At 49.4% G+C, this 25086-nt stretch carries 27 protein-coding genes; 1 reads left to right on the top strand and 26 read right to left on the bottom strand.

All coding sequences use genetic code 11. The annotated features are described in order from the left end of the window. Positions 1-28 precede the first annotated feature (28 nt). The 16 genes from dprA to smc form a co-directional block, all read right to left on the bottom strand. Positions 29-823 carry a DNA-processing protein DprA gene (gene dprA, locus KNO94_RS00850; RefSeq protein ID WP_214776833.1) on the bottom strand — a complete coding sequence of 265 codons (795 nt, stop codon included), beginning with the start codon at positions 821-823 and terminating at the stop codon, positions 29-31. Positions 824-873: 50 nt separating this feature from the next. After that, positions 874-1791, bottom strand: coding sequence for a succinate--CoA ligase subunit alpha (gene sucD, locus KNO94_RS00845; RefSeq protein ID WP_026826262.1), 918 nt, complete (start codon positions 1789-1791; stop codon positions 874-876). A 12-nt stretch (positions 1792-1803) separates the two neighbouring features. Next, positions 1804-2964, bottom strand: a complete 1161-nt coding sequence (gene sucC / locus KNO94_RS00840) for an ADP-forming succinate--CoA ligase subunit beta (RefSeq protein WP_214740071.1) — start codon at positions 2962-2964, stop codon at positions 1804-1806. Positions 2965-3084: 120 nt separating this feature from the next. After that, positions 3085-3345: an EscU/YscU/HrcU family type III secretion system export apparatus switch protein gene (locus KNO94_RS00835; protein ID WP_214740069.1), complete on the bottom strand. Its 261-nt coding sequence runs from the start codon at positions 3343-3345 to the stop codon at positions 3085-3087. Further along, on the bottom strand, positions 3342-4196 hold the full coding sequence (locus tag KNO94_RS00830; protein WP_353047810.1) for a hypothetical protein: 855 nt from the start codon (positions 4194-4196) through the stop codon (positions 3342-3344). Before KNO94_RS00830 ends, KNO94_RS00835 begins: the two co-directional genes overlap by 4 nt. Positions 4197-4201: 5 nt before the next feature. Further along, the gene (locus KNO94_RS00825) at positions 4202-4954 is read right to left on the bottom strand and encodes a ribonuclease HII (RefSeq protein ID WP_214776829.1); all 753 of its coding nucleotides are present in this window, start codon (positions 4952-4954) and stop codon (positions 4202-4204) included. A gap of 41 nt (positions 4955-4995) precedes the next feature. Further along, positions 4996-5856 (bottom strand): ribosome biogenesis GTPase YlqF, encoded by an 861-nt coding sequence (gene ylqF / locus KNO94_RS00820; RefSeq protein ID WP_214740065.1) that lies wholly within the window; start codon positions 5854-5856, stop codon positions 4996-4998. A 12-nt stretch (positions 5857-5868) separates the two neighbouring features. Further along, positions 5869-6411: a signal peptidase I gene (gene lepB / locus KNO94_RS00815; RefSeq protein WP_214740064.1), complete on the bottom strand. Its 543-nt coding sequence runs from the start codon at positions 6409-6411 to the stop codon at positions 5869-5871. 82 nt (positions 6412-6493) lie between these two features. Next, positions 6494-6847 (bottom strand): 50S ribosomal protein L19, encoded by a 354-nt coding sequence (gene rplS, locus KNO94_RS00810; RefSeq protein WP_015881369.1) that lies wholly within the window; start codon positions 6845-6847, stop codon positions 6494-6496. A 114-nt stretch (positions 6848-6961) separates the two neighbouring features. Then, positions 6962-7678 (bottom strand): tRNA (guanosine(37)-N1)-methyltransferase TrmD, encoded by a 717-nt coding sequence (gene trmD, locus KNO94_RS00805; RefSeq protein ID WP_214776827.1) that lies wholly within the window; start codon positions 7676-7678, stop codon positions 6962-6964. Continuing rightward, positions 7668-8186 carry a ribosome maturation factor RimM gene (rimM, locus tag KNO94_RS00800; protein ID WP_214776826.1) on the bottom strand — a complete coding sequence of 173 codons (519 nt, stop codon included), beginning with the start codon at positions 8184-8186 and terminating at the stop codon, positions 7668-7670. Before rimM ends, trmD begins: the two co-directional genes overlap by 11 nt. Before the next feature lie 54 nt (positions 8187-8240). Next, positions 8241-8516, bottom strand: a complete 276-nt coding sequence (rpsP, locus tag KNO94_RS00795; RefSeq protein ID WP_015881366.1) for a 30S ribosomal protein S16 — start codon at positions 8514-8516, stop codon at positions 8241-8243. Positions 8517-8598: 82 nt separating this feature from the next. Next, on the bottom strand, positions 8599-9939 hold the full coding sequence (gene ffh, locus KNO94_RS00790) for a signal recognition particle protein (RefSeq protein ID WP_214776824.1): 1341 nt from the start codon (positions 9937-9939) through the stop codon (positions 8599-8601). A gap of 11 nt (positions 9940-9950) precedes the next feature. Continuing rightward, positions 9951-10274 (bottom strand): putative DNA-binding protein, encoded by a 324-nt coding sequence (locus KNO94_RS00785; RefSeq protein WP_015881364.1) that lies wholly within the window; start codon positions 10272-10274, stop codon positions 9951-9953. Positions 10275-10370: 96 nt separating this feature from the next. Further along, complete coding sequence (gene ftsY, locus KNO94_RS00780; protein ID WP_214776822.1) at positions 10371-11396, bottom strand: signal recognition particle-docking protein FtsY; 1026 nt, start codon at positions 11394-11396, stop codon at positions 10371-10373. Beyond that, positions 11393-14950, bottom strand: coding sequence for a chromosome segregation protein SMC (gene smc, locus KNO94_RS00775; RefSeq protein ID WP_214776820.1), 3558 nt, complete (start codon positions 14948-14950; stop codon positions 11393-11395). The genes ftsY and smc overlap by 4 nt, the downstream gene beginning before the upstream one ends. Positions 14951-15064: 114 nt before the next feature. Between smc and KNO94_RS00770 the strand changes: the two genes are divergently transcribed. Beyond that, positions 15065-15259 carry a DUF1128 family protein gene (locus KNO94_RS00770; RefSeq protein ID WP_034771119.1) on the top strand — a complete coding sequence of 65 codons (195 nt, stop codon included), beginning with the start codon at positions 15065-15067 and terminating at the stop codon, positions 15257-15259. 40 nt (positions 15260-15299) lie between these two features. Here KNO94_RS00770 and rnc read toward each other — a convergent pair whose 3' ends face one another. The 10 genes from rnc to KNO94_RS00720 form a co-directional block, all read right to left on the bottom strand. Then, positions 15300-16016: a ribonuclease III gene (rnc, locus tag KNO94_RS00765; RefSeq protein WP_214742361.1), complete on the bottom strand. Its 717-nt coding sequence runs from the start codon at positions 16014-16016 to the stop codon at positions 15300-15302. A gap of 123 nt (positions 16017-16139) precedes the next feature. Then, positions 16140-16379 carry an acyl carrier protein gene (gene acpP, locus KNO94_RS00760; protein ID WP_214740059.1) on the bottom strand — a complete coding sequence of 80 codons (240 nt, stop codon included), beginning with the start codon at positions 16377-16379 and terminating at the stop codon, positions 16140-16142. A gap of 58 nt (positions 16380-16437) precedes the next feature. Then, a complete protein-coding gene (gene fabG / locus KNO94_RS00755; protein ID WP_214740058.1) occupies positions 16438-17178 on the bottom strand; it encodes a 3-oxoacyl-[acyl-carrier-protein] reductase in 741 nt (246 codons plus the stop codon). Continuing rightward, positions 17171-18091 carry an ACP S-malonyltransferase gene (fabD, locus tag KNO94_RS00750; protein WP_214776818.1) on the bottom strand — a complete coding sequence of 307 codons (921 nt, stop codon included), beginning with the start codon at positions 18089-18091 and terminating at the stop codon, positions 17171-17173. Before fabD ends, fabG begins: the two co-directional genes overlap by 8 nt. Positions 18092-18109: 18 nt before the next feature. After that, the gene (gene plsX, locus KNO94_RS00745) at positions 18110-19099 is read right to left on the bottom strand and encodes a phosphate acyltransferase PlsX (protein ID WP_214740056.1); all 990 of its coding nucleotides are present in this window, start codon (positions 19097-19099) and stop codon (positions 18110-18112) included. After that, positions 19096-19665, bottom strand: a complete 570-nt coding sequence (gene fapR, locus KNO94_RS00740; protein ID WP_214740055.1) for a transcription factor FapR — start codon at positions 19663-19665, stop codon at positions 19096-19098. Before fapR ends, plsX begins: the two co-directional genes overlap by 4 nt. An 86-nt stretch (positions 19666-19751) precedes the next feature. Further along, entirely contained in the window at positions 19752-21782 is a 2031-nt protein-coding gene (recG, locus tag KNO94_RS00735) for an ATP-dependent DNA helicase RecG (RefSeq protein WP_214740054.1), read from the bottom strand. Continuing rightward, positions 21769-22656, bottom strand: a complete 888-nt coding sequence (gene sdaAA / locus KNO94_RS00730) for an L-serine ammonia-lyase, iron-sulfur-dependent, subunit alpha (protein ID WP_214740053.1) — start codon at positions 22654-22656, stop codon at positions 21769-21771. Before sdaAA ends, recG begins: the two co-directional genes overlap by 14 nt. A gap of 12 nt (positions 22657-22668) precedes the next feature. Further along, positions 22669-23331 carry an L-serine ammonia-lyase, iron-sulfur-dependent subunit beta gene (gene sdaAB, locus KNO94_RS00725; protein ID WP_214740051.1) on the bottom strand — a complete coding sequence of 221 codons (663 nt, stop codon included), beginning with the start codon at positions 23329-23331 and terminating at the stop codon, positions 22669-22671. A gap of 63 nt (positions 23332-23394) precedes the next feature. Then, on the bottom strand, positions 23395-25074 hold the full coding sequence (locus KNO94_RS00720) for a DAK2 domain-containing protein (protein ID WP_214740049.1): 1680 nt from the start codon (positions 25072-25074) through the stop codon (positions 23395-23397). Positions 25075-25086 lie beyond the last annotated feature (12 nt).

The following is a 25086-nucleotide window of genomic DNA, read 5'->3' as shown; positions in this document are numbered from 1 at the left end:
CCATAATATTCATGTTCTCACCGGTTTGTCAACGTACAATCTTGAGATCTCGAATAAATTGATCGGAATTCGTCAATGGAATCGCACCTTCTTCAATCAATCGGTTCGGTCCTTCAGCAAGTGGATCGAGTGGCGAACCTGGTACGGCAAACACTGTCTTTCCTTGCTCTAGAGCGTGTCCGACCGTATTCATCGTTCCGCTTTTTCGCCTCGCCTGGATGACGACGAGCGTATCACCAAGACCACTCACTAATCGATTCCTTTCCAAAAATTGAAATTTTTGAATGGGTGTGTTTGGCGCATACTCACTCAAAAGAATTCCTTGCTCCGGAATCCGTAAAAGCATCTGTTGATTCGCTTTCGGATAAAGGTTGTTCAGTCCTGCACCAAGTACGGCCACTGTCGGACGTTTTTTGCTTAGTGCACAATCATGAACGAGCCCATCAATCCCGAGGGCCCCACCTGAAACAGATACAGTTTCTTCTATTAAAGAGTGATAGTGATTCACCAACAATTGACTGATTCGATTCAACTCACGACTTCCGACCATCGCAGTCGTTCTTTCTTGTAGTACCTCTAAATCCCCCTCGTAAAACAAGCAGTACGGTGGATTCGGAATTTCTAACAGTCGTTTCGGGAATAACTCATCCTCCCATGTGACGAACTGTCTGTACGTTTCTGATGCATGAAGAGCCGTTTCAGCCCGTTTCCAAACGTGTGGAGTAAATTGTGTGCGATGCGTTTCAAGTGTCCCGTTTAAATAATGATGCACAAACTCAACTGGAATTCTTTCAGCGGCAAACCGAGCTATTGTTTGATTCATCACAAACTCTCCTTTAAAAAAATGAGGGATGCAAGCATCCCTCAAGATTCTTATGTCGTCGGTTGACCCGTGACACACGCTTCGTATAACCCTTCATTTTTCAAGACACGAATCAATGTTTCCCCGATGACCGCTGGTGTTTCAGCGACTTCGATTCCATTAGCGTTCAATGTCTTGATTTTCTCAGCAGCCGTACCTTTACCACCTGAGATGATGGCGCCAGCATGTCCCATACGTTTGCCTTCAGGAGCCGTCTGACCACCGATGAAGCCGATGACCGGTTTCGTCATGTTCGCTTTCACCCATTCAGCCGCTTCTTCTTCAGCCGTGCCACCGATTTCACCGATCATGATGACCGCTTTCGTGTCCTCATCCTCGTTAAATGCTTTAAGCGTATCGATGAAGTTCGTTCCGTTGACCGGGTCTCCCCCGATTCCTACAGCTGTCGACTGACCGATTCCCGCAGTCGTTAACTGATGAACCGCCTCATACGTGAGCGTCCCTGAACGTGATACGATTCCGACATGCCCTTTCGTATGAATGTAACCTGGCATGATTCCAAGTTTTGCTTCTCCTGGCGTAATGATACCAGGGCAGTTTGGTCCGATCAAACGAGCCGGTTTGTCTTCGAGATAGCGTTTGACTTGAATCATGTCCACAACCGGAATTCCTTCAGTGATACAGATGATGAGTTCGATTCCGCTATCCGCCGCTTCCATGATTGAGTCCGCTGCGAATGCTGGTGGTACGTAAATGATCGATGCGTTCGCACCTGTCGCTTCAACCGCTTCAGAAACGGTGTTGAAGACTGGCACGTTGTCGAGGACGGTCGTTCCACCTTTACCAGGTGTGACACCTCCGACTAATTTCGTGTTATATGCGAGCATTTGTTCACCGTGGAACAAACCTTGCTTCCCTGTAATCCCTTGAATGATGACTTTCGTATCTTTATTCGCCCAAATACTCATGTCGTTTCCCCCTTATCGAACAAGTGCTGCGATTTTTTCTGCACCGTCAGCCATTGAGCTAGCAGTTGTAATCGCAAGTCCAGATTCATCGAGAATGCGCTTCCCAGCATCAACGTTCGTTCCTTCTAAGCGAACGACGAGTGGCAAGTCGAGTCCGATTTCTTTCGTCGCTGCGACAATCCCCTCTGCGATGATGTCACACTTCATGATTCCACCGAAGATATTAACGAAGATTCCTTTGACCTGGTCGTCTGACAAGATCAATTTGAATGCTTCTGTTACTTTTTCTTTTGTCGCACCGCCACCTACGTCGAGGAAATTAGCGGGTTCTGCGCCATAATGTTTAATGATATCCATCGTTGCCATCGCAAGACCAGCACCGTTGACGAGACAACCGATGTTTCCGTCAAGCGCGATGTAGCTAAGGTCATGTTTCGACGCTTCCACTTCACGTGGGTCCTCTTCCGTCGTGTCACGAAGCGCAAGGATATCAGAGTGACGATAAAGCGCATTGCTATCAAAGTTCAACTTCGCATCAAGTGCAATCACGTTTCCGTCCTTCGTCGTAACGAGCGGGTTGATTTCCGCAATTGTGCAGTCTGTTTCAACGTACACTTTGTACAACTTCATGACCATGTCACTGAACTTGTTGACGAGTTTCGTCGGAACTTCCATCTTGAATGCGAGACGACGAGCCTGGAATGGACGTAAGCCCACAACCGGGTCGACGATTTCTTTATGAATTTTCTCTGGTGAATGTTCAGCGACTTCCTCGATGTCCATACCACCCTCAGATGAACCCATGATGACAATTCGGCCGATCGAACGGTCAAGCACAAGTCCTAAGTAAAATTCTTGGTCAATCGCAGAACCTTCTTCGATATAGAGACGCTGGACAACTTTTCCTTCCGGACCTGTTTGGTGTGTCACGAGCGTTTTCCCGAGAATTTCAGAAGCGTATTGCTTCACTTCTTCGTCTGTCTTCGCAAGTTTAACGCCACCGGCTTTACCGCGGCCACCTGCGTGGATTTGAGCTTTAACAACTTTCACTTCACCGTCAAGCTTCGCAGCAGCTGCCACAGCTTCTTCAACAGTAAAGGCCGGATAACCCGTCGGAACGGCTACCCCAAACTCTCTTAACAATTCTTTCGCCTGATACTCATGGATATTCATATGTTTTCCCCCTTAGTCCCCTTTAATATCGGCACGTCTATTGTAACGAAAAACTGAAAGCGCTGTCTATCGTTCTTGCTTTAAGTTTTCATCTTTTTTTCACATATATCCCTAGACAAATCAAATTTTACCCTGTTCCATCTGATAAAGAAACACAAAAAGTTCAGCAATCACTTGATATACGTCCTCTGGAATCTGCTCTTCAATGTTCAACGCCGACAGTAACGAGAGGAGCGCTGGGTCTTCATGAACCGGCACTCCATTCGCGAGCGCCACTTCAAGCATACGCTCAGCGACAATCCCAGACCCTTTCGCCACGACATGTGGCGCATCCATCGACTGCTCATACGAGAGGGCGATCGCTTTCTTTTGATCTTTCATATTTGAAGATCCACCTTTCCTAGCGGCGCAAATGTCTCAGGAATGTGCTCACGTTTGACTTCATATGAGAAAGAAGATAATTCGAACGCCACCTGTTTCAACCCCTCTTTCAACATCGGTTCATATGTACGGACATATGGACTCAAGTCGTGCTGTTCATTAAACACCCTTACAGACACATATCGTTTTTGAATCAACACGTCGATTCCAGTCTCCCCAAATCGTGGGGTTTCGAGAAATAGCACGAGTCGTGCGTGATCGGAGTCCATCATTTCTCGCTTTGGCGCTTCTAATCGAAGTTGAACTTGTTCAAACGGACCTAATTGCGGTATGTGAAATGATTGAACCGCAAAAGGTGGACTCTGCGCCGCATTGAACGCTTCTTGCGCGCGCACAAACTGTTCAAACTTCGGTTCTCCTTTTGCCTTGAACAACTCTCCGACGAGCGTCTTCATGTCTTGCCCTGCTCCGCTCTCTAACATCGTCTTTCCTGCCGTTTTCACGGATTCCGGTGTAGGGATCGGTTCACGCATAAATCGCGCGAGTTGCTCTCCGAGTGCTTGTAGTGGCGATTTGGCCGTCATGAGTGATTCCGTCGCTTGTGTGACCACTTTTAGCACGAGTTTCGGCTCGACGTCTGTGACGACTAACTTGTACGTGACGTTCTCTTTCACGTTCGCGTTGACACCGACCCGGAAGATTCCCTGTGGCAATTGCATGACCGCTTCGTTACCGGGTAAGAGTTGCAACACTTTGCCGACGACCGTGTTCCCTAATAATAACGGGCGTGATGTTTGTTCTGTCACTTTGAATGGCATCACCCCTTGATGATCGATACGCAACGCAATCACTCCTTTCACATATACTTGATGGGGGCAAATGAACGTCGATGGATCGGGGTCACCCCGAGGCGTCTCAACCCATCTAAATGAGCCTCTGTCCCATATCCGGCATTTTTCGCAAATCCGTATCCAGGATACGTCAGGTCATACGCCTCCATCATCCGGTCACGGACGACTTTCGCGACGACACTCGCAGCGGCAATCGACACACTGAGCGTGTCCCCTTTAATGAGCGACTGCTGAGGGGTGTCGAGCTCGAGGTTCATGGCGTCAATCAATAAAGCGTCCACTTCCCCAACTTGACGGATGGCCTCCATCATCGCAAGCTTCGTTGACTCATATATATTGATGTCATCAATCGTTGCCGGTTCGACGATGCCGACACCGACCACGGCGACTTCGATAATCTGATCGTATGCCTCGTACCTCGCTGACTTTGTCATCTTTTTTGAATCATTCAATCCCGCGATATAAAAATCTTCGGGTAGCAGGACCGCCGCCGCAACGACGGGACCGGCGAGCGGACCTCGTCCGACCTCGTCCACGCCGACGACCCGCGTATACCCTTTATGCTTCCACTCACGCTCATAGATCATCCGTCGTTCGAAATCCTCACGTAACGCTTGTTCCCGTTCAAATTGACGCTCTTTTTGTCGAATCAATGTCTGAACGCCCGCACGTGGGTCTTGTGACAACGTCGATTTCAATTGGTTCCACTCTTCATATCGGATTTGTTGAAGTTGTTGTTTAATCTGTTGAATCGTCACGATTTTCCTCCTATTCAAAAAAGCCCTGTTTTCACAGAGCTTCACGCCATTTCATGGTCAGCCGGTGTCTCAAGGGAGATCCGTCCAATCTTTTCATGACGTAGTTCATTCAAAAGTAGTTCGCTCGCCTTTTCAAAATCGACGTATCCGCCACTGATCAACCCACGTTTTTTACCAATCATCTCAAGGAGTTCTACCGCATCTTCCGGTAACGTTTCGAGTTTGAACCGTTCCTTCAGTTGCTCAGGATATCTCGCCTGGAGCTCACGAACCGTAAACAAGGCAATGTCATCCAAGTTAAGAATCTCATCTTTGATGGCGCCGGTTGCAGCTAAACGATATCCGACTTGCTGGTCTTCGAACTTCGGCCAAAGAATCCCTGGGGTATCCAAGAGTTCCATCTCGCCGCCTTTCATCTTGATCCACTGCTGACGTTTCGTCACACCAGGACGGTCGCCTGTGATGGCGATGTTCCGCCCCGCAAGACGGTTGATGAGCGTCGATTTCCCAACGTTCGGGATTCCGATGATGAGCGCACGGATCGGTCCTGGATTGCGACCTTTCTCACGCATCCGGTCATGCTTTTCTTTCATCAACTTCTGAGCACCCGTGATGAGCTGTTTCAAGCCTTTGCTATGCTTCGCATCGACTGCGACGACCTCGACCTCTTCTTGCTTCAACGCGCGTAACCACGCGTCCGTCACAACGGGGTCGGCCATATCCGCTTTGTTTAAGACGATGAGGCGGGGTTTTCCCGCCGTAATCTCATCAACCATCGGGTTACGGCTCGATTGTGGCACGCGTGCATCCACGAGCTCAATGACGACGTCAATCAATTTTAATTTTTCTGTAACTTGTCTTCTTGCTTTGGCCATGTGGCCAGGAAACCATTGAATTGCCAAAAAAGCACCACCTTAATCTTCTACCGTGCCTACATCATCGAGCGGCCAGAAGATGAAGTTTGTCTTACCGACAATCTCCTCTTTCGACACAAATCCGATTTCACGGCTGTCTTTCGAGTTTTGACGATTGTCCCCCATGACGAAATACGAATCTTCTGGAACGACCGACTCACCCGTCACTTGTTCGAGTGTAAAGTTCTCCGTCAATGGGAACCCGTTCATCTGGGCACGGAACTCATCCAAATACGGTTCTTCCACCGCTTCGCCGTTAATATAAAGCATATCATCTCGATATTCGAGCGTGTCTCCAGGAATAGCGATGACACGTTTAATATAGTCTTTTGATTCTGTCGCATGGAACACGACGATATCGCCTCGGTCTAGCTCTCCAACATAGTTCGAAATTTTACTGACGATCATTCGATCCGCATTGTGGAGTGTCGGCATCATCGACTCTCCTTCTACGATGACGGGAACGAAGATGAACGTCCGGATGACGAACGCGATGACAAGCGCGACAACGATGGCTTTGAGCCAACTAAACACTTCTTTCAACTTCACTCACTCCTCTATCCATTTGAACTTATTGTACTAGAAAAAAAGAAGCTTGTCGCAAGCGACAAGCTTAATTCCCATCTTAACGACGGATTTCTTTAATACGTGCTGCTTTACCGCGAAGGTTACGGAGGTAGTAAAGTTTCGCACGGCGAACTTTACCGTAGCGTACGACTTCGATTTGCGCAACGCGTGGTGAGTGAAGCGGGAATGCACGCTCAACACCTACGCCGTAAGAAATCTTACGGACTGTGAATGTTTCGCTGATACCGCCACCTTTACGCTTGATTACTACGCCTTCGAAGATCTGGATACGCTCACGCGTTCCCTCTACAACTTTAACGTGGACACGTACTGTGTCACCAGGACGGAAAGCAGGTACGTCCGATTTGAATTGTTCTTCTGTGATTTCACGGAACAGTTTTTGTGTGTTCATGAATCATATCTCCTTTTTCTTCAATGTTCATATCTTCATATGCCCAAGCATCCAACAGCGGAACATCGGTAATCGATGGGTTTAACCCACATGCTCAAACATAGCATATATTTCTCAATCGCGCAATGATTGTAGAAACTTTTTGTCAGCATCCGTCAACTCGGTATGTTCAAGTAAATCGGGACGTCGTCGATACGTGCGCTCGAGCGATTGTTCGCGCCGCCACGTCTCGATTCGGGCATGATTTCCCGACAAGAGGACGTTTGGTACGGTCAGTCCACGAAAATCTGCCGGTCGCGTATAGTGCGGGTATTCTAAAAGTCCGGTCGAGAACGAGTCATCCTCATGGCTCGCCTGATCGCCGAGGACGTCCGGAATAAGTCTAACGGTCGCATCGATCATGACCATCGTCGCTAGTTCTCCACCCGTCAAGACGAAGTCCCCGATCGACACCTCATCCGTCGCCAGTTCATCATGGATGCGCTGGTCAAACCCTTCATAATGTCCACAAAGAAAGACCAGATGGTCCTCCTTCGCCCATTCTTCGGCCATTCGTTGATTGAACGGTTTTCCGGTCGGGGTCGTCAGGATGACGCGCGGGCTCTTCGCCTCAAGGGAATCGAACGCATCGAAAATCGGCTGAGGGGTGAGTAGCATGCCCGCGCCCCCGCCGTACGGATAATCGTCGACTTTATGATGCTTGTTCGTTGAAAAGTCCCGGAAGTTGAGGAACGACATCTCCACTTGCCCGAGCGTCTTCGCTCGACCGACGATGGAGTGATCGAGCGCATGAAACATCTCGGGGAACAACGTCAATACATCAATCTTCATCGTCAATCATTCCAGGGATTGGCGTGATGACGACACGTTTCGCATCGACATCGATCTCTTGGACGACCGATTCGATATAAGGGATGAGCGCATCCGACTTGCCTGGTCGTTTGATGACCCAGACGTCGTTCGCTCCGTTCGTTTCAAAGATGTCGTCGACGACACCGATGACTTCCCCGTCCACGACAGCCTCACAGCCGATGATTTCATGATAATAAAACTCGTGTTCGTCCAAATCGTGGACGTGTTCGGCGTGGACATACAGTTTTAGCCCTTTATATTTTTCAATGAGATTGATATTGTCAAATCCCTTGAACGTGACGAGGTGAAACTGCTTATGCGGACGATACGTCTTGATCGTCATTTCCTGTTTCGTTCCGTCGACATCAAGGAATAACGTGTTTCCTTTTTTAAATCGTTCTTCTGGAAAGTCTGTCGCCGCCAAGATCTTCACTTCCCCTTTAAGACCGTGCGTATTGGCGATTTTCCCAACGTATAACCAATCCATCTTTTTTCCCTCCTCAACAAAATAGGCCGACCTCAGAAAAGGTCGGCCACATCATTACTTCGCGTTTTTCGCGTTGTGGAATTTCTCCATGATCCCTGCTTTAGAGAACAAGTTACGTACTGTGTCAGATGGCTTCGCGCCGTCTGCCAACCATTTAAGAGCGAGTTCTTCGTTGATGCGAACTTCTGCTTCTGGTTTTGCAACCGGGTTGTAGTGACCAACTTGCTCGATGAAGCGACCATCACGTGGTGAACGTGAGTCTGCTACAACGATACGGTAGAAAGGTGATTTTTTTGCGCCCATGCGCTTAAGACGAATTTTAACTGCCATGGTAATATACCTCCATCATGTGTTTAAGAATTGACAACTTTTATAGTATACAGCTTTTTCGTTCGACTGACAAAAGTTTTTGTTAGAAGAATGGAAGACCGAGGCCCTTTTTCTTCCCTTTCATTTGTCCTGACATTTGTTTCATCATCTTCTTCATGTCATCGAACTGTTTGATGAGACGGTTCACTTCTTGAATCGAGCGACCGCTCCCCTTTGCGATCCGCTTCCGACGACTCGCATTGAGCACTTCCGGATTGGCGCGCTCATGTTTCGTCATCGAGCGAATGATCGCCTCGACGTGATCGAGTTGCTTCTCGTCGATTTGGACGTTCTTCAACCCTTTCATCTTACCTGCACCAGGTAACATCGAAAGTAATTCATCAATTGGTCCCATGTTTTTCACTTGGGCCAACTGTTCAATGAAATCATCGAACGTGAATGACGCGTCACGAATTTTGCTTTCAAGCTCCTTCGCTGCGTCTTGGTCCATCTGTGTCTCGGCTTTTTCAATGAGCGAGAGCACGTCCCCCATCCCAAGGATCCGTGACGCCATGCGTTCCGGGTGGAATGGTTCGAGGGCATCCAACTTTTCTCCGAGACCGACGAATTTAATCGGCGCTCCCGTGACTGCCTTAATCGAAAGGGCTGCCCCGCCTCGTGTATCTCCGTCGAGCTTTGTCAGCACGACCCCGGTGATTCCGAGTTTCTCATTGAAACTGTCGGCCACATTGACCGCATCTTGACCTGTCATCGAATCGACGACGAGGAAGATTTCATTTGGTTTGGCAATCGTCTTCACATTTTCGAGCTCGCCCATAAGCGTCTCATCGATATGAAGGCGACCGGCCGTATCGATCAACACGAAATCGTGATGATTTGTTTTTGCGTACTCGAGTGCTTTCGTCACAATCTCTTCCGGTTTCACTTGATCGCCAAGCGAGAAGACCGGTAAATCGAGTTGTTTCCCGAGTGTCTCGAGCTGCTTGATTGCCGCCGGACGGTAAATGTCCGCTGCGACGAGAAGTGGACTGCGGTTATGCTTTTTACGAATCAAGTTCGCTAGCTTCCCGGTCGTCGTCGTTTTCCCTGCCCCTTGCAGACCGACCATCATGACGACTGTCGGTGGTTTCTGACTGAATGAGATCAGGACGACATCGCTTCCCATCAAGTTTGACAACTCTTCGTGAACGATTTTGACGACTTGTTGACCTGGCGTCAATGATTTCATGACATCCTGACCAACGGCGCGTTCCTTCACGTCATTGACGAATTGCTTGACGACTTTAAAGTTGACGTCGGCTTCGAGGAGGGCGAGGCGAACCTCACGCATCATCTCTTTGACATCTGCCTCCGAGATTTTCCCTTTACCGCGCATTTTTGAAAGTGTCGATTGCAATCGTTCTGATAATCCTTCAAATGCCATGCTTCAGCCCCCTACTCTAAATTCTCAAGCGCAGAAATCGTGGCACTCACGTCATCCGTGAGCTCAACTTGACGTTTGAGGGTCTGAAGAAGTTGCTGGCGCTGTTCGAACTTTTCGAATAGGGCAAGCTTTTCCTCGTACTGTTCAAGCATCGTTTCTGTACGCTTTATGTTATCGTAGACCGCTTGACGGCTGACTTCAAACTCTTCCGCAATCTCTCCGAGTGAGTAGTCATCTAGGTAATAAAGAGACATATAGTTGCGCTGTTTCGGTGTGAGGAGCGCTTGATAAAAATCGATGAGATAGTTCATGCGATTCGTTTTTTCGAGCGTCAAACCTTTCACCTCCACATGTTAAGTGAAATCCCTTTACAACTACCTATAGTACAGCCGTGCCTATTACTTGTCAAGTTTTTTTCTTAACAGTAAAACTTAGGCGAGGTCCTCGTTTGTGTCCTCTTTTTCTGTCAAAGCTTCCTCGTTCTTGTCCTCGAAAACATCCCCGAACAATCCAAGAACGAACTGTTCTGGATCAAACTCCTGCAAATCGTCAATCTTCTCTCCAAGACCGACATATTTGACAGGGATATCGAGCTCGTTTCGAATCGCTAAGACGATTCCGCCTTTGGCCGTCCCATCGAGTTTCGTCAAGACGATCCCGCTCACGTTCGTTGCTTCTTTGAACGCCTTCGCTTGAACCATGGCGTTTTGACCGGTCGTCGCGTCTAATGCGAGCAAGACTTCGTGCGGTCCGTTCGGCACTTCGCGCTCAATGACTCGTTTTACTTTTTCAAGTTCTTTCATTAAATTAACCTTATTTTGAAGACGTCCCGCCGTATCACAAATCAAGACGTCCATATTGCGTGACTTCGCAGCTTGAACGGCGTCAAAGACAACGGCAGCCGGGTCAGACCCTTCCGTTTGACGAATGACGGGCACACCGACACGTTCTCCCCATACTTGGAGTTGCTCGATGGCGCCAGCACGGAACGTATCGCCTGCCGCAAGCATGACGGAACGTCCTTCTGACTTCAATTGATGCGCCAGTTTGCCGATCGTCGTCGTCTTCCCGACACCGTTGACACCGACAAACAAGATGACGGTGAGTCCGTCCTGCATATTGAGTTCACGGTCTGATTCATCCTCTTGAAGGCGTTTTGCTACGACTTCAACGAGGGCGTCACGAACCGCGACCGGGTCTTTCAGATTGCGGCGCTTCACTTCTTCCTTCAAATCTTCGACGAGGTCCATCGTTGTCGTGACCCCGACGTCCGCTTGAATGAGTAAATCTTCGAGTTCATCGAAGAAGTCTTCATCCACCTCGCGGAAACGATAGACGAGGTCGTTGACGGCACTTGCAAAGCCGTCACGCGTCTTCGTCAACCCCTCGGTAAACTTCTGTGACACCTCTTGGGTAGATGTCGTCAACTTCTCTTTTAATTTCTTGAAAAAACTCAACGTGATTCCTCCATCTCTTCATCCATTTCAACGACACGTTTTGCTTCAGACAGTTCAACCGATAATACTTCGGATACCCCGTTCTGTTGCATCGTGACGCCATATAATGTGTCCGCCGCTTCCATCGTCCCTTTCCGGTGCGTGATGATGACGAACTGCGTATCGATCGACAACGTTCGAATGTATTCTCCGAAACGATGCACGTTCGCCTCATCAAGGGCCGCCTCGACCTCATCGAGGACACAGAACGGTACCGGACGTGTCTTCAAAATCGCAAACAATAATGCGATGGCCGTCAGCGCACGCTCCCCACCAGACAAGAGGCTGAGCGTCTGTAACTTTTTACCCGGTGGTTTGGCGACGATTTCGATTCCTGTATTCAATAAATCGGATTCATCAACTAATTTCAAATCCGCCTCTCCGCCACCGAAGAGTTCGGTGAACGTCTGCTTGAAGTGCGCCCGTACACTCGTATACGTCTCTTTGAAGAGACGCGTCACTTCACGGTCCATCTCCGAGATGATCTCATATAAATCTTCTTTTGCGCTGACGAGGTCATCCCGTTGCTCGGACAGGAACGTAAAGCGTTCGTGGACACTATCAAACTCTTCAATCGCATTCATGTTGACCGGTCCGATCTCTTCAATTTGGCGAACGAGCAACTTGAACTCTTCTTTTGCCTCTTCTAATGGAATTTCAAGTGCCGGAAGTAGCTCTGCGACGAGTCCGTTCTCTTCTAACGCATCGAGCTTCCATTGCCGTTTCAGTTCGAACTCTTGTTTCGCCGTCTCCAGTTTTCTGACGACGGTTTCCGCCTGACGCCGTGCTTCCGTCGCTTGGTCGACTCGCTGACGCATGATTCGGTACGCTTCTTCATTCGCCTTGAGCGTTGCCGTCACTTTTTGAAGCCGTTCTTGAATTTCTGTGAATTCTAGTTTGGCAGTAGCGAGCGTCGCTTCGAGCTCGGCAGATGACACGACTTCTCCACTATCGAGGCGCGTGAGTTCACGCTCCATCTGATCGGTACGTTCCTGCAGACGATTTTGTTCCGTCGTCATGCGCTCCAATTCGTTTCGGACCCGCTCTTCTTCGAGCGTGTGACGCTGAAGATCGAGCTCGTTTTGACGAAGGCGTGCTTCCAATTGTCCCGTACTCTCAGCGCTTTTCGCCTGCTCTGCCCGAAGTGATTCGAGGCGAGAGCGAATGTCTGCTTGTGCGCCGTCCGTTTCAGCCAATTCAACCGTCAATCGCTCCAATTCGGCAGTCGATGTCTCAATTGTCCGCTCGTAGCGCATCATTTCATGGTCGAACAGCTCTAGTTGTGACTTGGCATCAAGTGAGGCACGTTCGGCCGTACGATAAGTAGCCTCGACTTCTCGAAGCGATTCTTCCACGGTACGTTTCTCATCACGAAGCGCTGATAATTCTTGAGTGATTGCATTCAACGCTTCCGTATATTCTTGAAGACGCTGTTTTTGCTCATGTAGCATCGCGAGACCTTGGGTAAGACCTTCTTTCAAGTCATCCAATTCACGTGATTGCGTGAACAAGGCCACGCCTTGCTTGCGGCTACCACCCGTCATCGAACCACCGACGTTGACGATATCCCCTTCTAGCGTGACGACACGGAAACGATATCCCGTCGATTGGGCGATGCGGTTCGCGACTTCAAGAGTCTCAGCAACGAGCACTGAACCGAGCAACGATTTTTTCAACGTCTCGTACGATTCATCCGTTTCGACAAGTTCCGATGCCACTCCGACAAACCCGTTCATCGCTTCAAGTCGATCCAACACATCACTCGGCACGAATCTCGGTTTGATCGTCGTCATCGGCAAGAACGTCGCCCGACCTGCGTTGGCTTTTCGTAATTTGTCAATCTCACGACGCCCCACTGACTCATCTTGTACGACCACATGTTGCTGTGTCTGACCAAGTGCCGTTTCAATCGCCGCCTCATAAGAAGGGCGGACACGGATCAATTCAGCGACGGCACCAAGGACACCTGGCGAACGGTCTTTTAAGACGAACTTGACCGCATGGAAATAGCCTTCATACGATTGCTTCATCCGTTCGAGCATCTCGATTCGGTCTTCCGTCTTCTGACGGCGACGTTCAAGGTCATAATAAGATGATTCGGCTCGAGACCGTTTCTCGCGGATTGCCGTCTCTTGGTCGCGAAGTTCCGATTCTTTTTTACTCAGTCGTTCGAAACGACTCCGCACTGTTTCATACTGTTCTTGGGCCGCCAAGAGAGTCGCTTCTTGAGAGGAACGATCATCGAGGCGATGTTTGTTCTCACGAAGAAGACGTTCTTTCGACTCGACGGCAATATCGATATCCCGTTGTTCTCGTTTTTGTTGGTTACCGATTGTCGCTTTCGTTGTCGCGAGTTCGAACGCCTCGCTTTGTAACGCTTCGATTTCAGCGTTGAAATCACGAGAGGCGGATGTCAACTGTTGCTGTAGCGCTTCTCTTGCCTCGGTCGTTTGTCGCAACGTGCTTACTTTTTGGTCAAGCTCTTCACGAACGACCTTCAAGCGCGCTTCAAGTTCGGTCATTTCCACACGTACTTCTTCACGTTGACGAACGAGACGGTCTTTCATCTCGGCACCATGTTCTTCTTGTGCTTTTGCGAGCTTGATATCACCCGTCAAGCGCTCGACGTACGTCGAGTGCTCCCGTTCGTTTTGATTGAGCTCTGTCAATTCTTCACGCAACTGAGCAAGCGTCGCTTCGAGGTCGCTACGTTCATCGGTGAGGTCACGTACCGAACGGTCACAGTCAGATAACTGTTGAACAGATTCCACGTGACGTGCCGACACTAGTTCAATCTCTTGTTGAAGCAATCGAATCTCAGCACCCATGATTCCCGTTTCGAGTTCATCGTGTCGTGCTTTCGCCACTTTATACTCCCGAGCGAGCGCTGCCTGTTCACGGAGCGGTTCAACGCGATCCGCTAACTCAAATAAAATGTCATCGACGCGAGACAAGTTCAATTCGGTGTCTTGCAATTTCCGTTCAGCCTGTTTTTTTCGTTGACGATACTTTAATACGCCGGCTGCCTCTTCAATGACGGCACGACGTTCTTCCGGTTTACCGGATATGACCTGTTCGACCCGCCCTTGCCCGATAATGGCGAACGCATCGCGGGAAAGACCCGTGTCTAAAAACAAGTCAATGACGTCTTTTAAACGACATGGTTTTTTATTCATAAAATAGTCGCTGTCCCCACTTCGGGTCACGCGACGGGTCACACTCACTTCTTCATAAGGGAGACGCAACTGTTCGTCGCGATTATCGAGGACGAGCGTGACCTCGGCGACATTTCGGTGATTCTCTCCTTCACTTCCGGCGAAGATGACATCTTCCATCTTGGCACCGCGAAGTGATTTGGCCGACTGTTCTCCAAGTACCCAGCGAACAGCGTCCGATATATTGGATTTCCCGCTCCCGTTCGGCCCTACAACAGCCGTGACGCCGGGACGGAAATCTAATTCAATTCGCTTGGCAAATGATTTAAAGCCAGCGAGTTCGATTCGTTTTAAGTGCATCGTGACCATCCTATCCGCAGTAAGCATTCATCTGTATATTTTACCACAGTTAACAGTTCGTCAAAATGCCAGAATCATGCTATTCTAAAAAGAACTGTAGAAAGGGGAATACAGATGACGAATGAACAGATGATCGAAGCCATTTTGGATAAGATGAACATTATTAACCGCGGAGCGATCAAAGCGGAAGAATATAATGCAGCTGACCCATCAGCGGTAAAAGAAATTTATGAATACGTGATGACACGCTCTTCCCTCTCCATTTCAGAAGTTGACGGAATCGTCGAAGAGCTCGGTCAATTGACATGAAAAAGGAGTGGAACCATCGTGAATGGTCCACTCCTTTTGATTATAAGTCTGCGTAACGACGATTGAAGGCGATGAGTGCTTCTTTCGCCGCCAATTGCTCAGCTTCTTTTTTCGAACGCCCGACCCCTTCGCCGACGATATCATCACTGAGACGAGCGTGCGCGACGAATTCACGACTATGCGCAGGACCTCGTTCTTCGATAATCTCATATGATACCGGTCCGAGCCCTTCTCGCTGAACACTTTCCTGCAACTGGCTCTTAAAATCAGTTTGTTCTTCAAATACGCCCGCTAAGACTTTCGGAAAAACCGCTTCGGCGAGGAACCGTTCGACTGATTCGATTCCCTGGTCTAAATAAAGAGCCCCGATATAAGATTCGAATACATCGGCAAGTAAAGCCGGACGTTTTCTCCCACCGGTCAACTCTTCACCTTTCCCAAGCAAGATGAAATCAGAGAAAGCATAGGCTTCCGCAAAATTTACGAGTGACGGTTCACAAACGATTGCCGCCCGTAATTTTGTTAATTCCCCCTCGGAACGCTCCGGATAAGTCTCATACAAAAAGCGAGATACAGTCAATTCAAGGACAGCATCCCCTAAAAATTCTAAACGTTCATTATCTTTTCGCAATCCACGCTGTTCATTCACATATGAAGAGTGCGTGAACGCCTGCATCAGCAAGTCGTGGTTTGAAAACTGAACGTCCATGCGTTCTTGTAACGATTTAAATAATTCTAAGATGCGTGCCCGTTCCATTTCCTGACGTCGACGACGCTGCGCCGACCCTTGACGGTCAAACCGTCGTTTGTCTTTTGTCATAGTTCCCTCCATGAATAAGCACAAGCCCACCGCCCGGAACCGAGCGGTGGGATAGCTTGATTACACTTTTGTTTCGATGTAAGCTACTACGTCTCCAACAGTCGCGAGCTTTTCAGCATCTTCGTCTTCGATCGTGATGTCGAACTTGTCTTCGAGGTCCATCACCATTTCCATCACTTCAAGTGAATCCGCGCCAAGGTCGTCCTTGAACGATTTGTCTGCAGTGATCTCAGATACATCTTTCCCGAGCTTCTCTGCTACTGCTTCTTTTACGTCTACTAAGATTTGTTCTTTTGTCATGATAAAATCCCTCCAAAGGTAAGTATATTAAATGTCTGTCTGTTGGTAAAGTTCTCTTTTACGCCATTGTCATGCCGCCATCGACGGCAATCGTCTGTCCAGTCACATAAGCGGCCTGTTCCGATGCCAGGAAAGAGACGAGGTTTGCCACATCTTCCACCTGACCGAAACGATTGAACGGAATCTGTCCGAGTGTAGCCTCTCGCTGTGCATCTGTCAAGGCATCCGTCATGTCAGTTTGAATGAACCCTGGACAGACGGCATTGACCGTCACATGACGTCCGGCGAGCTCACGAGCCACCGACTTCGTCAACCCAATCAATCCTGCTTTCGCAGCCGCATAGTTTGCCTGCCCGGCATTACCGGTAATCCCGACAACAGAGGCGATATTGATGATTCGACCTGAGTTTGATTTGAGTAACGGTCTCGTGACGGCTTGAGATGTCAAGAAGGCCCCTTTTAAATTCGTCGATAACACGTCTTCAAAATCCGCCTCTTTCATCCGCATGAGTAACCCGTCACGTGTAATTCCTGCGTTGTTGACGAGGCAATCGACCCGACCGTACGTATCGACCGTTGTCTTGACGAGCGCTTTGACGTCGTCAGCATTTGAAACGTCGGCCTTGACGGCAAGGGCTTCACCACCTGCCTCCACGATGGTCGCGACGACCTCATTTGCCTTTTGTTCACTACCCGAGTAGTTCACGACGACTTTGAAGCCGTCTTCCCCTAAACGTTTCGCGATGGCCGCACCGATTCCTCGGGACGCACCTGTCACGATCGCTACTTGATCACGCACGAACTTCTCCTCCTAACGAGGCGACTTCTTCTAACGTGGTCGCCTTTTGAATCGTAACGTTTGAATCGATTCGTTTGATCAATCCAGAGAGTGGTGATGATGGACCAAATTCGATAAACGTATCGACACCGTCTTCAATCGCTTTACGAACACATTCTTCAAAGCGAACAGACGAATAGAGTTGTTTCGTCAATAACGCTTTTAAGTGTTCAGGGTCACGATGCACAGCCGCGTCTACGTTTGAAATCACGTCGACTGAAGCTTCTGTAAACGGCGATGAGGCGAGGACATCCTGGAAACGAGTCGCTGCCGGCATCATGTATGAACTATGGAACGCTCCAGAGACTTGTAACGGTAACACCCGTTTCGCCCCAGCTGCCTTCAATTCTACACTCGCTTGTTCGACTGCGTCGACATGTCCTGAAATCACGAATTGACCTGGACAATTTAAATTGGCGATTTGAACTAAATCTCCACTCGCACTAATTTTTTCCGTAATGTGGTGTGCCTCTTGAAGATCGGTCATTCCAACGACCGCGGCCATCGTTCCGTCCTTTACTTGAGACATCAACTGACCGCGTTCGCGGACGAGTACGGTCGCCTCTTCTAGATCGATGACACCCGCACTGACGAGCGCGGCATATTCACCCACGCTATGCCCAATGACGACGTCTGGTGTCGCACCGTTCTTCGCATAAGCTTGCGCGAGCAACGAGGCGTGCGCCACGATCGCCGGTTGCGCGACTTCTGTTTCTTGTAAATCTTCCTTCGACCCGGATGACATGACTTCAAGAAGGTCAAATCCGAGTCGACGTCCGATTGCTTGAAGCATTTCAGGATGATTTAAGAAGGTTTGTCCCATTCCGACGGCTTGGGAACCTTGTCCTGGAAACACCCATGCTACTTTCCCCATGTCCTCACCTGCTTTCGCTTAATCTATCGCTTTGGCACGCTTGATTTTCTCCACGACATCGTGGTCTACCATGATTTTTGCCTGCTTCAACGCACTCGCGATGGCAAGTGCGTCGCTTGACCCATGCGCTTTAATGACTGGCGCATTGATCCCAAATAATCCGGCTCCCCCATGTTCACGATAATCAAGCGTTTCTTTCAGTCGTCTTAACTTCGGTTTTAAGATGAGAGCGGCGAGTTTTGATACAAGATTACTCGTGAACTGTTCTTTCATCATCTTCATGAGCATCGCCGAGGAGCCCTCTACACCTTTTAACAGGATATTTCCGGCAAACCCTTCGGTCACGATGACGTCTACGTCTCCTGACATCGCTTCACGCGCTTCGACATTCCCGACAAAGTGGACAGGAGCCGCTTCAAGGAGGGGGAATGCCTCTTTCGTGAGTGCATTTCCTTTTCCGGCTTCCGTTCCGATATTGAGAAGGGCGACTCGAGGTGTTTTGATGCCTCGGACGTGTTCGGCATATAGTGAGCCCATGATGGCATAATCCACAAGATGTTCGGCTTTCGCATCCGGATTCGCTCCGACATCCAGTACGACGACTCCACTCCCTGTATATGTAGGGAACGTCGGAGATAGTGCCGGACGCTCAATTCCCGGGATTCGTCCGATGATGAAAAGTGATGCCGCCATCAGTGCGCCGGTATTCCCAGCAGACACGAGGGCATCCGCTTTTCCTTCTTTAACGAGTTGGGCTGCTTTGACGAGTGAACTGTCTTTCTTACGGCGTACCGCACGAACCGGTTCATCCTCACCCGTGATGATTTCACTGGCTGGAATGACCGTCACACGAGGATCGTCAAGACCATACGAGGCAATCTTCACCTCGTCACCGACTAAAAAGAGTTCCATCGATTCATTCGGAAATTGCTCGATGAATCGCTTGACCCCTTCTACAATCGCCTTCGGTGCGTGGTCGCCACCCATTGCATCAATTGCTAACTTCATGCTTGTTCCTCCTCACTACGTCGGTAAATCGTGAAGTCGCCGTCAAAGACGCACTCCTCGCCGACGTAACTTTCGACTGTGACGTCTGTTCTCCCGTCCCCACGTAGTTTCAGCACACGAGCCTTGGCAACGACTCGCTCTCCAAGATGGACCTGGCGACTGAAGCGAATATCCGCTTTAGTGGTCAACGCCAATTCATCGTTGATGAGCGCCACCGCTAACGAGTTGGCTTGCGCGAACAATACATGTCCACGGGCGATCTCATTGCGGCTAAAGACGTGTTCTTTTTCTATGTCGAGTACAGAGATGGCAGAGTCATCTAGTTTCAAGTCAATCATATCACCGATGACCTCGCTCATTGAAAGCGATTTGACTTCATCGAGATGTTCGGAAGCCACATGTTTGATTCGTTCCCGCACTTCTGGAATTTTTAATTCCATTCGGTCAAGTCGAATCGTTTGGATGCTGACGGAAAACTGTTTTGACAGTTCTTCGTCTTTGATGAACGGGTTGTGTTCAATCGTTTCCTGTAACAAGCGTTGCCGCTCTTTCTTAGGTACCCGCATTCAGTTCCCTCCTAAACTAAGTTACTAAAGAACTTAATACCTGGTACTAATAGCAGTATATATTCTTTAGTCGTCATTTTCAAGTATTATTCTAACCTTTCCCCGACGAGAAGGTCGAGTTGTTTCAAATAGTTTCGTAAAACGTCATACTGGGCATCATGCCAAAAAGCCTCACTCCCGAGAAGCGCTACAGCATCTTGTCTCGCCACTTCCATCACTTTTAAATCGAGAACCGGATCAGCGACCCGAAAACTCGGCAAACCACTTTGCGCGGTACCGAAGAAATCTCCAGCACCACGTAACTCTAAATCTTTCTCGGCTAAAACAAAGCCATCGTTCGTTTCCGTCATCGTCTTCAAACGGACTTTCCCGACATCCGATTTCGGGTCTCCGACAAGGATACAAAATGATTGATGGGCACCACGACCGACCCGCCCGCGCAACTGGTGTAATTGAGCAAGTCCGAAGCGTTCGGCATCATGAATGATGATGAGCGAAGCGTTCGGGACGTTCACCCCGACTTCGACGACTGTCGTCGAAACAAGGATTTGCGTCGTGTTATCCGCAAATGACTTCATCACGTCGTCCTTTTCTGCGCTCGACAACTTCCCGTGCATCAGACCAACGCTATAATTCGAGAAGCGTTCTTTCAACAGTTCATACAGCGCCGTCGCACTCTCCACTTCAAGCGTATCCGATTCCTCGATGAGCGGTGCGATGACATACGCTTGTCGACCAAGCGTTAGTTCGCGATCGACCATCGAATGGACACGGTCGATTTGGTCATGCTTAGCCCAATACGTCTCAATCGGTTTTCGACCTTTTGGCATCTCATCGATGGTCGAAACATCCATCTCACCGAAGGCACTGATGGCGAGCGTTCTCGGAATCGGGGTCGCCGTCATATATAGGACGTCGGCAAACTCCGCCTTGTCTCGTAGCTTCTTCCGCTGTTCAACACCAAAACGGTGCTGTTCGTCTGTAATCGCTAAATGGAGATTGGAAAACTCGACCGGTCCTTGGATGAGCGCGTGCGTCCCGACGATGATGTCGACGTCACCTGATTGAATCGCTGAGAGTAACGCCTCCCGCACCTTTCCTTTCACCGAGCTCGTCAAAAGGGCGATCTTGATGCCAAATGGTTCAAATAATTCTTGTAATGAGGTGGCATGTTGTTCTGCAAGAATCTCTGTCGGAACCATCAGTGCACCCTGATACCCGGCCATGACGGTCGCATACAAGGCAATCGCGGCAACGACGGTCTTCCCGCTCCCGACATCCCCTTGTAACAATCGGTTCATCCGCTCCGGTTTTTCAAGATCCGACACGATTTCACGGATGACCCGTGTCTGCGCTCCAGTCAACGGAAATGCGAGTCGTTTCACAAATTCATTCAACTGTTGTTTATCGAGTTGAAGGGCCCGACCGTTTCCTGACCGCTCCATTTTTCGAAACGCTTGTAGTTTCAATTGATACAGTAAACATTCTTCATAGACGTAACTTCGTCTTGCCTGCTTATACGTCTCTACCGTATCCGGTAAATGCATCCCACGAAGCATCGCCATTCGGTCAACTAACCGATAGCGGTCGCGAATGGCCTGTGGCACCTGTTCAGGGAGATCATTCACTTGTTCAAACGCTAGTTTTACGATTCGACTAAAGTTCTTTTGTGTCAGTCCTGCTCGTAGAGAGTAGATTGGTTGGAGACCACCAGAGGGGGCACCGAATTCGAGGTCGGTTGCGCTAATCGTCATCCGGTTCATGTCCCACTTCCCTTTGACCGTCACTGTCTCACCGATAACTAACTTTTCTTTATAGAACGCCCGATTGAACATCGTCACTTGTACGGCATACCGTTCTTCTAATAATAAACGGAACTGCAGTCGATTTTTCCCTTTACTGTAATAACGAACGAGTGGTTCAGCTTGAACCGTCCCACTCCATTTAACTAGGTCACCATGAACGGCTGTCGTTACCGTCCCACTATTATAATTCTCATAACGAAACGGGACGTGCTCCAGCACGTCCTCGATTCGAACAAGTCCCATCACTTCTAATTTTTTGGCCATCTCTGGCCCGACCCCTTTCAGCGTCGTCAATCGGTCATTGTTTTGCATCTTCTTTCGCTCCAAATATATTTCGTTCGAGGCGACGAGCCGTCGGCGTATTCGCAAGACCACCTTTGGCCGTCTCTTTCAACGCGGTCGGCATCATCTGACCGACTTCGTGCATCGCTGAGATGACCTCGTCACAAGGAATACGTGAGGTAATCCCCGCGAGCGCCATGTCAGCTGCGACAATGGCATTGGCACCACCCATGGCGTTCCGCTTAACGCACGGCACTTCGACGAGCCCCGCCACAGGATCGCAGACGAGACCAAGCATATTTTTAAGGGCAATCGCAAAGGCTGTCGCCGATTGGTCCGGTGTCCCACCGGCCGCTTCAACGATGGCCGCGGCTGCCATTCCAGTCGCCGAACCGACCTCGGCTTGGCATCCGCCGGCCGCTCCTGAAATCGAGGCGTTGTTCGCTACGACGAATCCGAATGCTCCTGACGTGAACAAATAACGAATCATCGCGTCGCGGTCCATTTCCAGACGATCTTTCACCGCAAACAACGTTCCTGGTACGACCCCGGCGCTCCCCGCAGTCGGTGTCGCACAAATTCGTCCCATCGCCGCGTTCACTTCGTTCGTCCCGATCGCTTTCGACACGGCATCTAAAATGAGATCCCCTGCGAGCGACTTGCCCGAACGAATGTAATCTTGCATGAGTACGGCATCGTTCCCCGTCAATCCCGTCACCGATGTCACCCCTTGAAGTGCCCGTTCGACCGCCTCTTCCATGACCTCGAGGTTACGGTCCATCATCCCGATGATGTCCTCTCGACTCGAACGTCTGACATGCATCTCTTGCTCAATCATGACTTCAGAAATCGGGATGTTTCGTTCTGTTGCAATCGTCACTAACTCTTCTACTGATTTAAACATCTCACATTCTCCTTATTCCCCAAAAATAGCAATCCGTTCGATTTGCGGCAATCGTTCCAACTCAGCGAGCACTTCCGCAGGAATGGTTTCATCAATCTCAATCGCCATCAACGCCTGCATCCCTTTTTCGTGACGACTCACTTCCATATGACCAATGTTTAATTGGTGATTCGCCAACACACCCGTTACTGCCGCGATCGCCCCGAATCGGTCATGGTGTAAGACGACGAGCGCAGGTCCCCCACCTGTCAGTTTCAACGGGAATCCGTTCAATTCCGTGATTTCAATCGTTCCCCCACCGATCGAGATTCCGACAATTTCAAATGTGCCCAATTCATCTTTTAGTAACACGCGGGCCGTATTCGGATGATCCGTCAACAGGTCACTCGTCTCAAAGATGACCTCGATCCCTTTTTCACGGGCGATGTCTAACGCCTGCGGGATTCTCAAATCGAACGTATCGAATCCCATGATTCCACCGACGATGGCCACATCCGTCCCGTGACCCCGATACGTGTCAGCAAACGACCCGTAAAATGTGATGTGCGCCGTACGCGGCGTTCTTCCGAATAACTTCCCAGCCATCAAGCCGATGCGAGCAGCACCTGCTGTATGCGAACTCGACGGTCCGACCATGACCGGACCAATGATGTCAAACACACTCCGATATTTCATCAAATTTTCCCCCTTTCAAAAATCCCTACCTTCATTATACAGAAGGTAGGGATTCGAAACAGCTTATTCCACACTAAAAATATAAGAGTAAAGCGGTTGTTTGCCGTCGTGAACTTCAATTTCAATCTCATCATTTACTGATTCGATATAAGACGTCAACGCCTCGACGTCTGATTCAGAAGAACCTTCTCCTGTTAGGATCGTGACGATCTCGTCGTCTGCGTCGATGAGCGCATCAACTAATCGTTTAGCCGCTTCAAGACTAGACGGAGAGGAAGAAACGATTTTCTTCTCTGCGATCGCCATATGTTCATCTTTTTTGATTTCAACACCATCGATGCTCGTATCACGAACAGCGTATGTGACTTGTCCAGACTTCACAGCTGACGCAGCCGCATTCATCGCTTGTTCGTTCATCTCGACATCCGCTTCAGGGTTGAATGCGATAGCTGCCGCGAGTCCTTGTGGGACCGTCTTCGTCGGAATGACCGAAACGCCGCACGGTGCGACAGATGCCGCTTGTTCAGCCGCCATGATGATGTTGGAGTTGTTCGGGAAGATGAAGACGTGTTCCGCATGTGCCGACTCAATCGCCTTGACGATATCTTCTGTCGATGGGTTCATCGTCTGTCCACCTTCGATGACGTGTGCCGCCCCAAGTGAACGGAACAATTCGCTGACACCTTCACCCATTGCGACCGTCACGATGGCAAATGGTGCTTTTGGCTTCTCTGCTTGTTGAACACCGTGTTGGTTGGCACCTTGTTCTTCTTCGAGAATCGTTGAATGTTGTTGACGCATGTTCTCGATCTTGACTGCAACGAGCTCACCGAAACGTTGACCTTTCGTGATGACTTCACCAGGTGTCTCGACGTGAACGTGAACTTTTAAGAGTTCTTCATCCGCAACGACAAGGAGAGAATCCCCGAGTTCAGATAACTCATTGCGGAATGCGTCTTCGTTGAACGGTGCATCTTTCAACTTGTCCTCTTGGAAACGGACCATGATCTCTGTACAGTAACCGAATTCGATGTCCTCTGTTGACATGAATCCTTGCGCCGCATGCGCGTGGTGTTCTGCTTCGATCAAGGCGTCCATGACCGGTGTATGTGGTTTTTCGAGTTCTTTTCCTTCAAGACTTGCGAGGAATCCTTCATAAATGACGAGAAGCCCTTGACCACCCGAGTCGACGACGCCGACTTCTTTTAATACCGGCAATAAGTCCGGTGTACGGTCTAACGATGCTTTCGCTTCGACGATGACACGTTCCATAAATTCAGTGAAATCACTTGTCGACTCTGACGCAAGAAGCGCTTCGTCGGCCGCTTCACGAGCAACCGTCAAAATCGTTCCTTCAACCGGTTTCATAACCGCCTTGTATGCCGTGTCGACACCGCGCTTGAGCGCTTCTGCAAAATCAACTGTTGTCAGTTCTGCTTTTCCTTCAACAGCTTTCCCGAACCCGCGGAACAACTGGCTTAAAATAACGCCCGAGTTTCCACGTGCTCCCATCAGGAGTCCACGAGCAAACTTTGATGATACCTCCGCGATATCTGATGAGTTCATGGCCGCTACTTCTTTCGCACCCGACGTCATCGTCAAGTTCATGTTCGTCCCCGTATCTCCGTCTGGAACCGGGAAGACGTTAAGCGAATCCACATAATCTGCGTTTTGGCTCAAGTTGGCCGCTCCGTTCGCGATCATGTTTGAGAGCGCCAATCCATCTAATCGTTTTAAACCCACACCAAATCCTCC

The sequence above is a fragment of the Exiguobacterium sp. s22 genome, assembly GCF_018617455.1.
Lineage (GTDB): Bacteria > Bacillota > Bacilli > Exiguobacteriales > Exiguobacteriaceae > Exiguobacterium.
This window is presented reverse-complemented; position numbering and strand designations above follow the sequence as displayed.

What these genes read in the sequence shown, in the direction of transcription:
- dprA (WP_214776833.1), bottom strand. Translation starts at nt 823, where the DNA reads ATGAATCAAACAATAGCTCGGTTTGCCGCTGAAAGAATTCCAGTTGAG.
- sucD (WP_026826262.1), bottom strand. Translation starts at nt 1,791, where the DNA reads ATGAGTATTTGGGCGAATAAAGATACGAAAGTCATCATTCAAGGGATT.
- sucC (WP_214740071.1), bottom strand. Translation starts at nt 2,964, where the DNA reads ATGAATATCCATGAGTATCAGGCGAAAGAATTGTTAAGAGAGTTTGGG.
- KNO94_RS00835 (WP_214740069.1), bottom strand. Translation starts at nt 3,345, where the DNA reads ATGAAAGATCAAAAGAAAGCGATCGCCCTCTCGTATGAGCAGTCGATG.
- rplS (WP_015881369.1), bottom strand. Translation starts at nt 6,847, where the DNA reads ATGAACACACAAAAACTGTTCCGTGAAATCACAGAAGAACAATTCAAA.
- trmD (WP_214776827.1), bottom strand. Translation starts at nt 7,678, where the DNA reads ATGAAGATTGATGTATTGACGTTGTTCCCCGAGATGTTTCATGCGCTC.
- rimM (WP_214776826.1), bottom strand. Translation starts at nt 8,186, where the DNA reads ATGGATTGGTTATACGTTGGGAAAATCGCCAATACGCACGGTCTTAAA.
- rpsP (WP_015881366.1), bottom strand. Translation starts at nt 8,516, where the DNA reads ATGGCAGTTAAAATTCGTCTTAAGCGCATGGGCGCAAAAAAATCACCT.
- ffh (WP_214776824.1), bottom strand. Translation starts at nt 9,939, where the DNA reads ATGGCATTTGAAGGATTATCAGAACGATTGCAATCGACACTTTCAAAA.
- smc (WP_214776820.1), bottom strand. Translation starts at nt 14,950, where the DNA reads ATGCACTTAAAACGAATCGAACTCGCTGGCTTTAAATCATTTGCCAAG.
- KNO94_RS00770 (WP_034771119.1), top strand. Translation starts at nt 15,065, where the DNA reads ATGACGAATGAACAGATGATCGAAGCCATTTTGGATAAGATGAACATT.
- rnc (WP_214742361.1), bottom strand. Translation starts at nt 16,016, where the DNA reads ATGGAACGGGCACGCATCTTAGAATTATTTAAATCGTTACAAGAACGC.
- acpP (WP_214740059.1), bottom strand. Translation starts at nt 16,379, where the DNA reads ATGACAAAAGAACAAATCTTAGTAGACGTAAAAGAAGCAGTAGCAGAG.
- fabD (WP_214776818.1), bottom strand. Translation starts at nt 18,091, where the DNA reads ATGGGGAAAGTAGCATGGGTGTTTCCAGGACAAGGTTCCCAAGCCGTC.
- plsX (WP_214740056.1), bottom strand. Translation starts at nt 19,099, where the DNA reads ATGAAGTTAGCAATTGATGCAATGGGTGGCGACCACGCACCGAAGGCG.
- fapR (WP_214740055.1), bottom strand. Translation starts at nt 19,665, where the DNA reads ATGCGGGTACCTAAGAAAGAGCGGCAACGCTTGTTACAGGAAACGATT.
- recG (WP_214740054.1), bottom strand. Translation starts at nt 21,782, where the DNA reads ATGCAAAACAATGACCGATTGACGACGCTGAAAGGGGTCGGGCCAGAG.
- sdaAA (WP_214740053.1), bottom strand. Translation starts at nt 22,656, where the DNA reads ATGTTTAAATCAGTAGAAGAGTTAGTGACGATTGCAACAGAACGAAAC.
- sdaAB (WP_214740051.1), bottom strand. Translation starts at nt 23,331, where the DNA reads ATGAAATATCGGAGTGTGTTTGACATCATTGGTCCGGTCATGGTCGGA.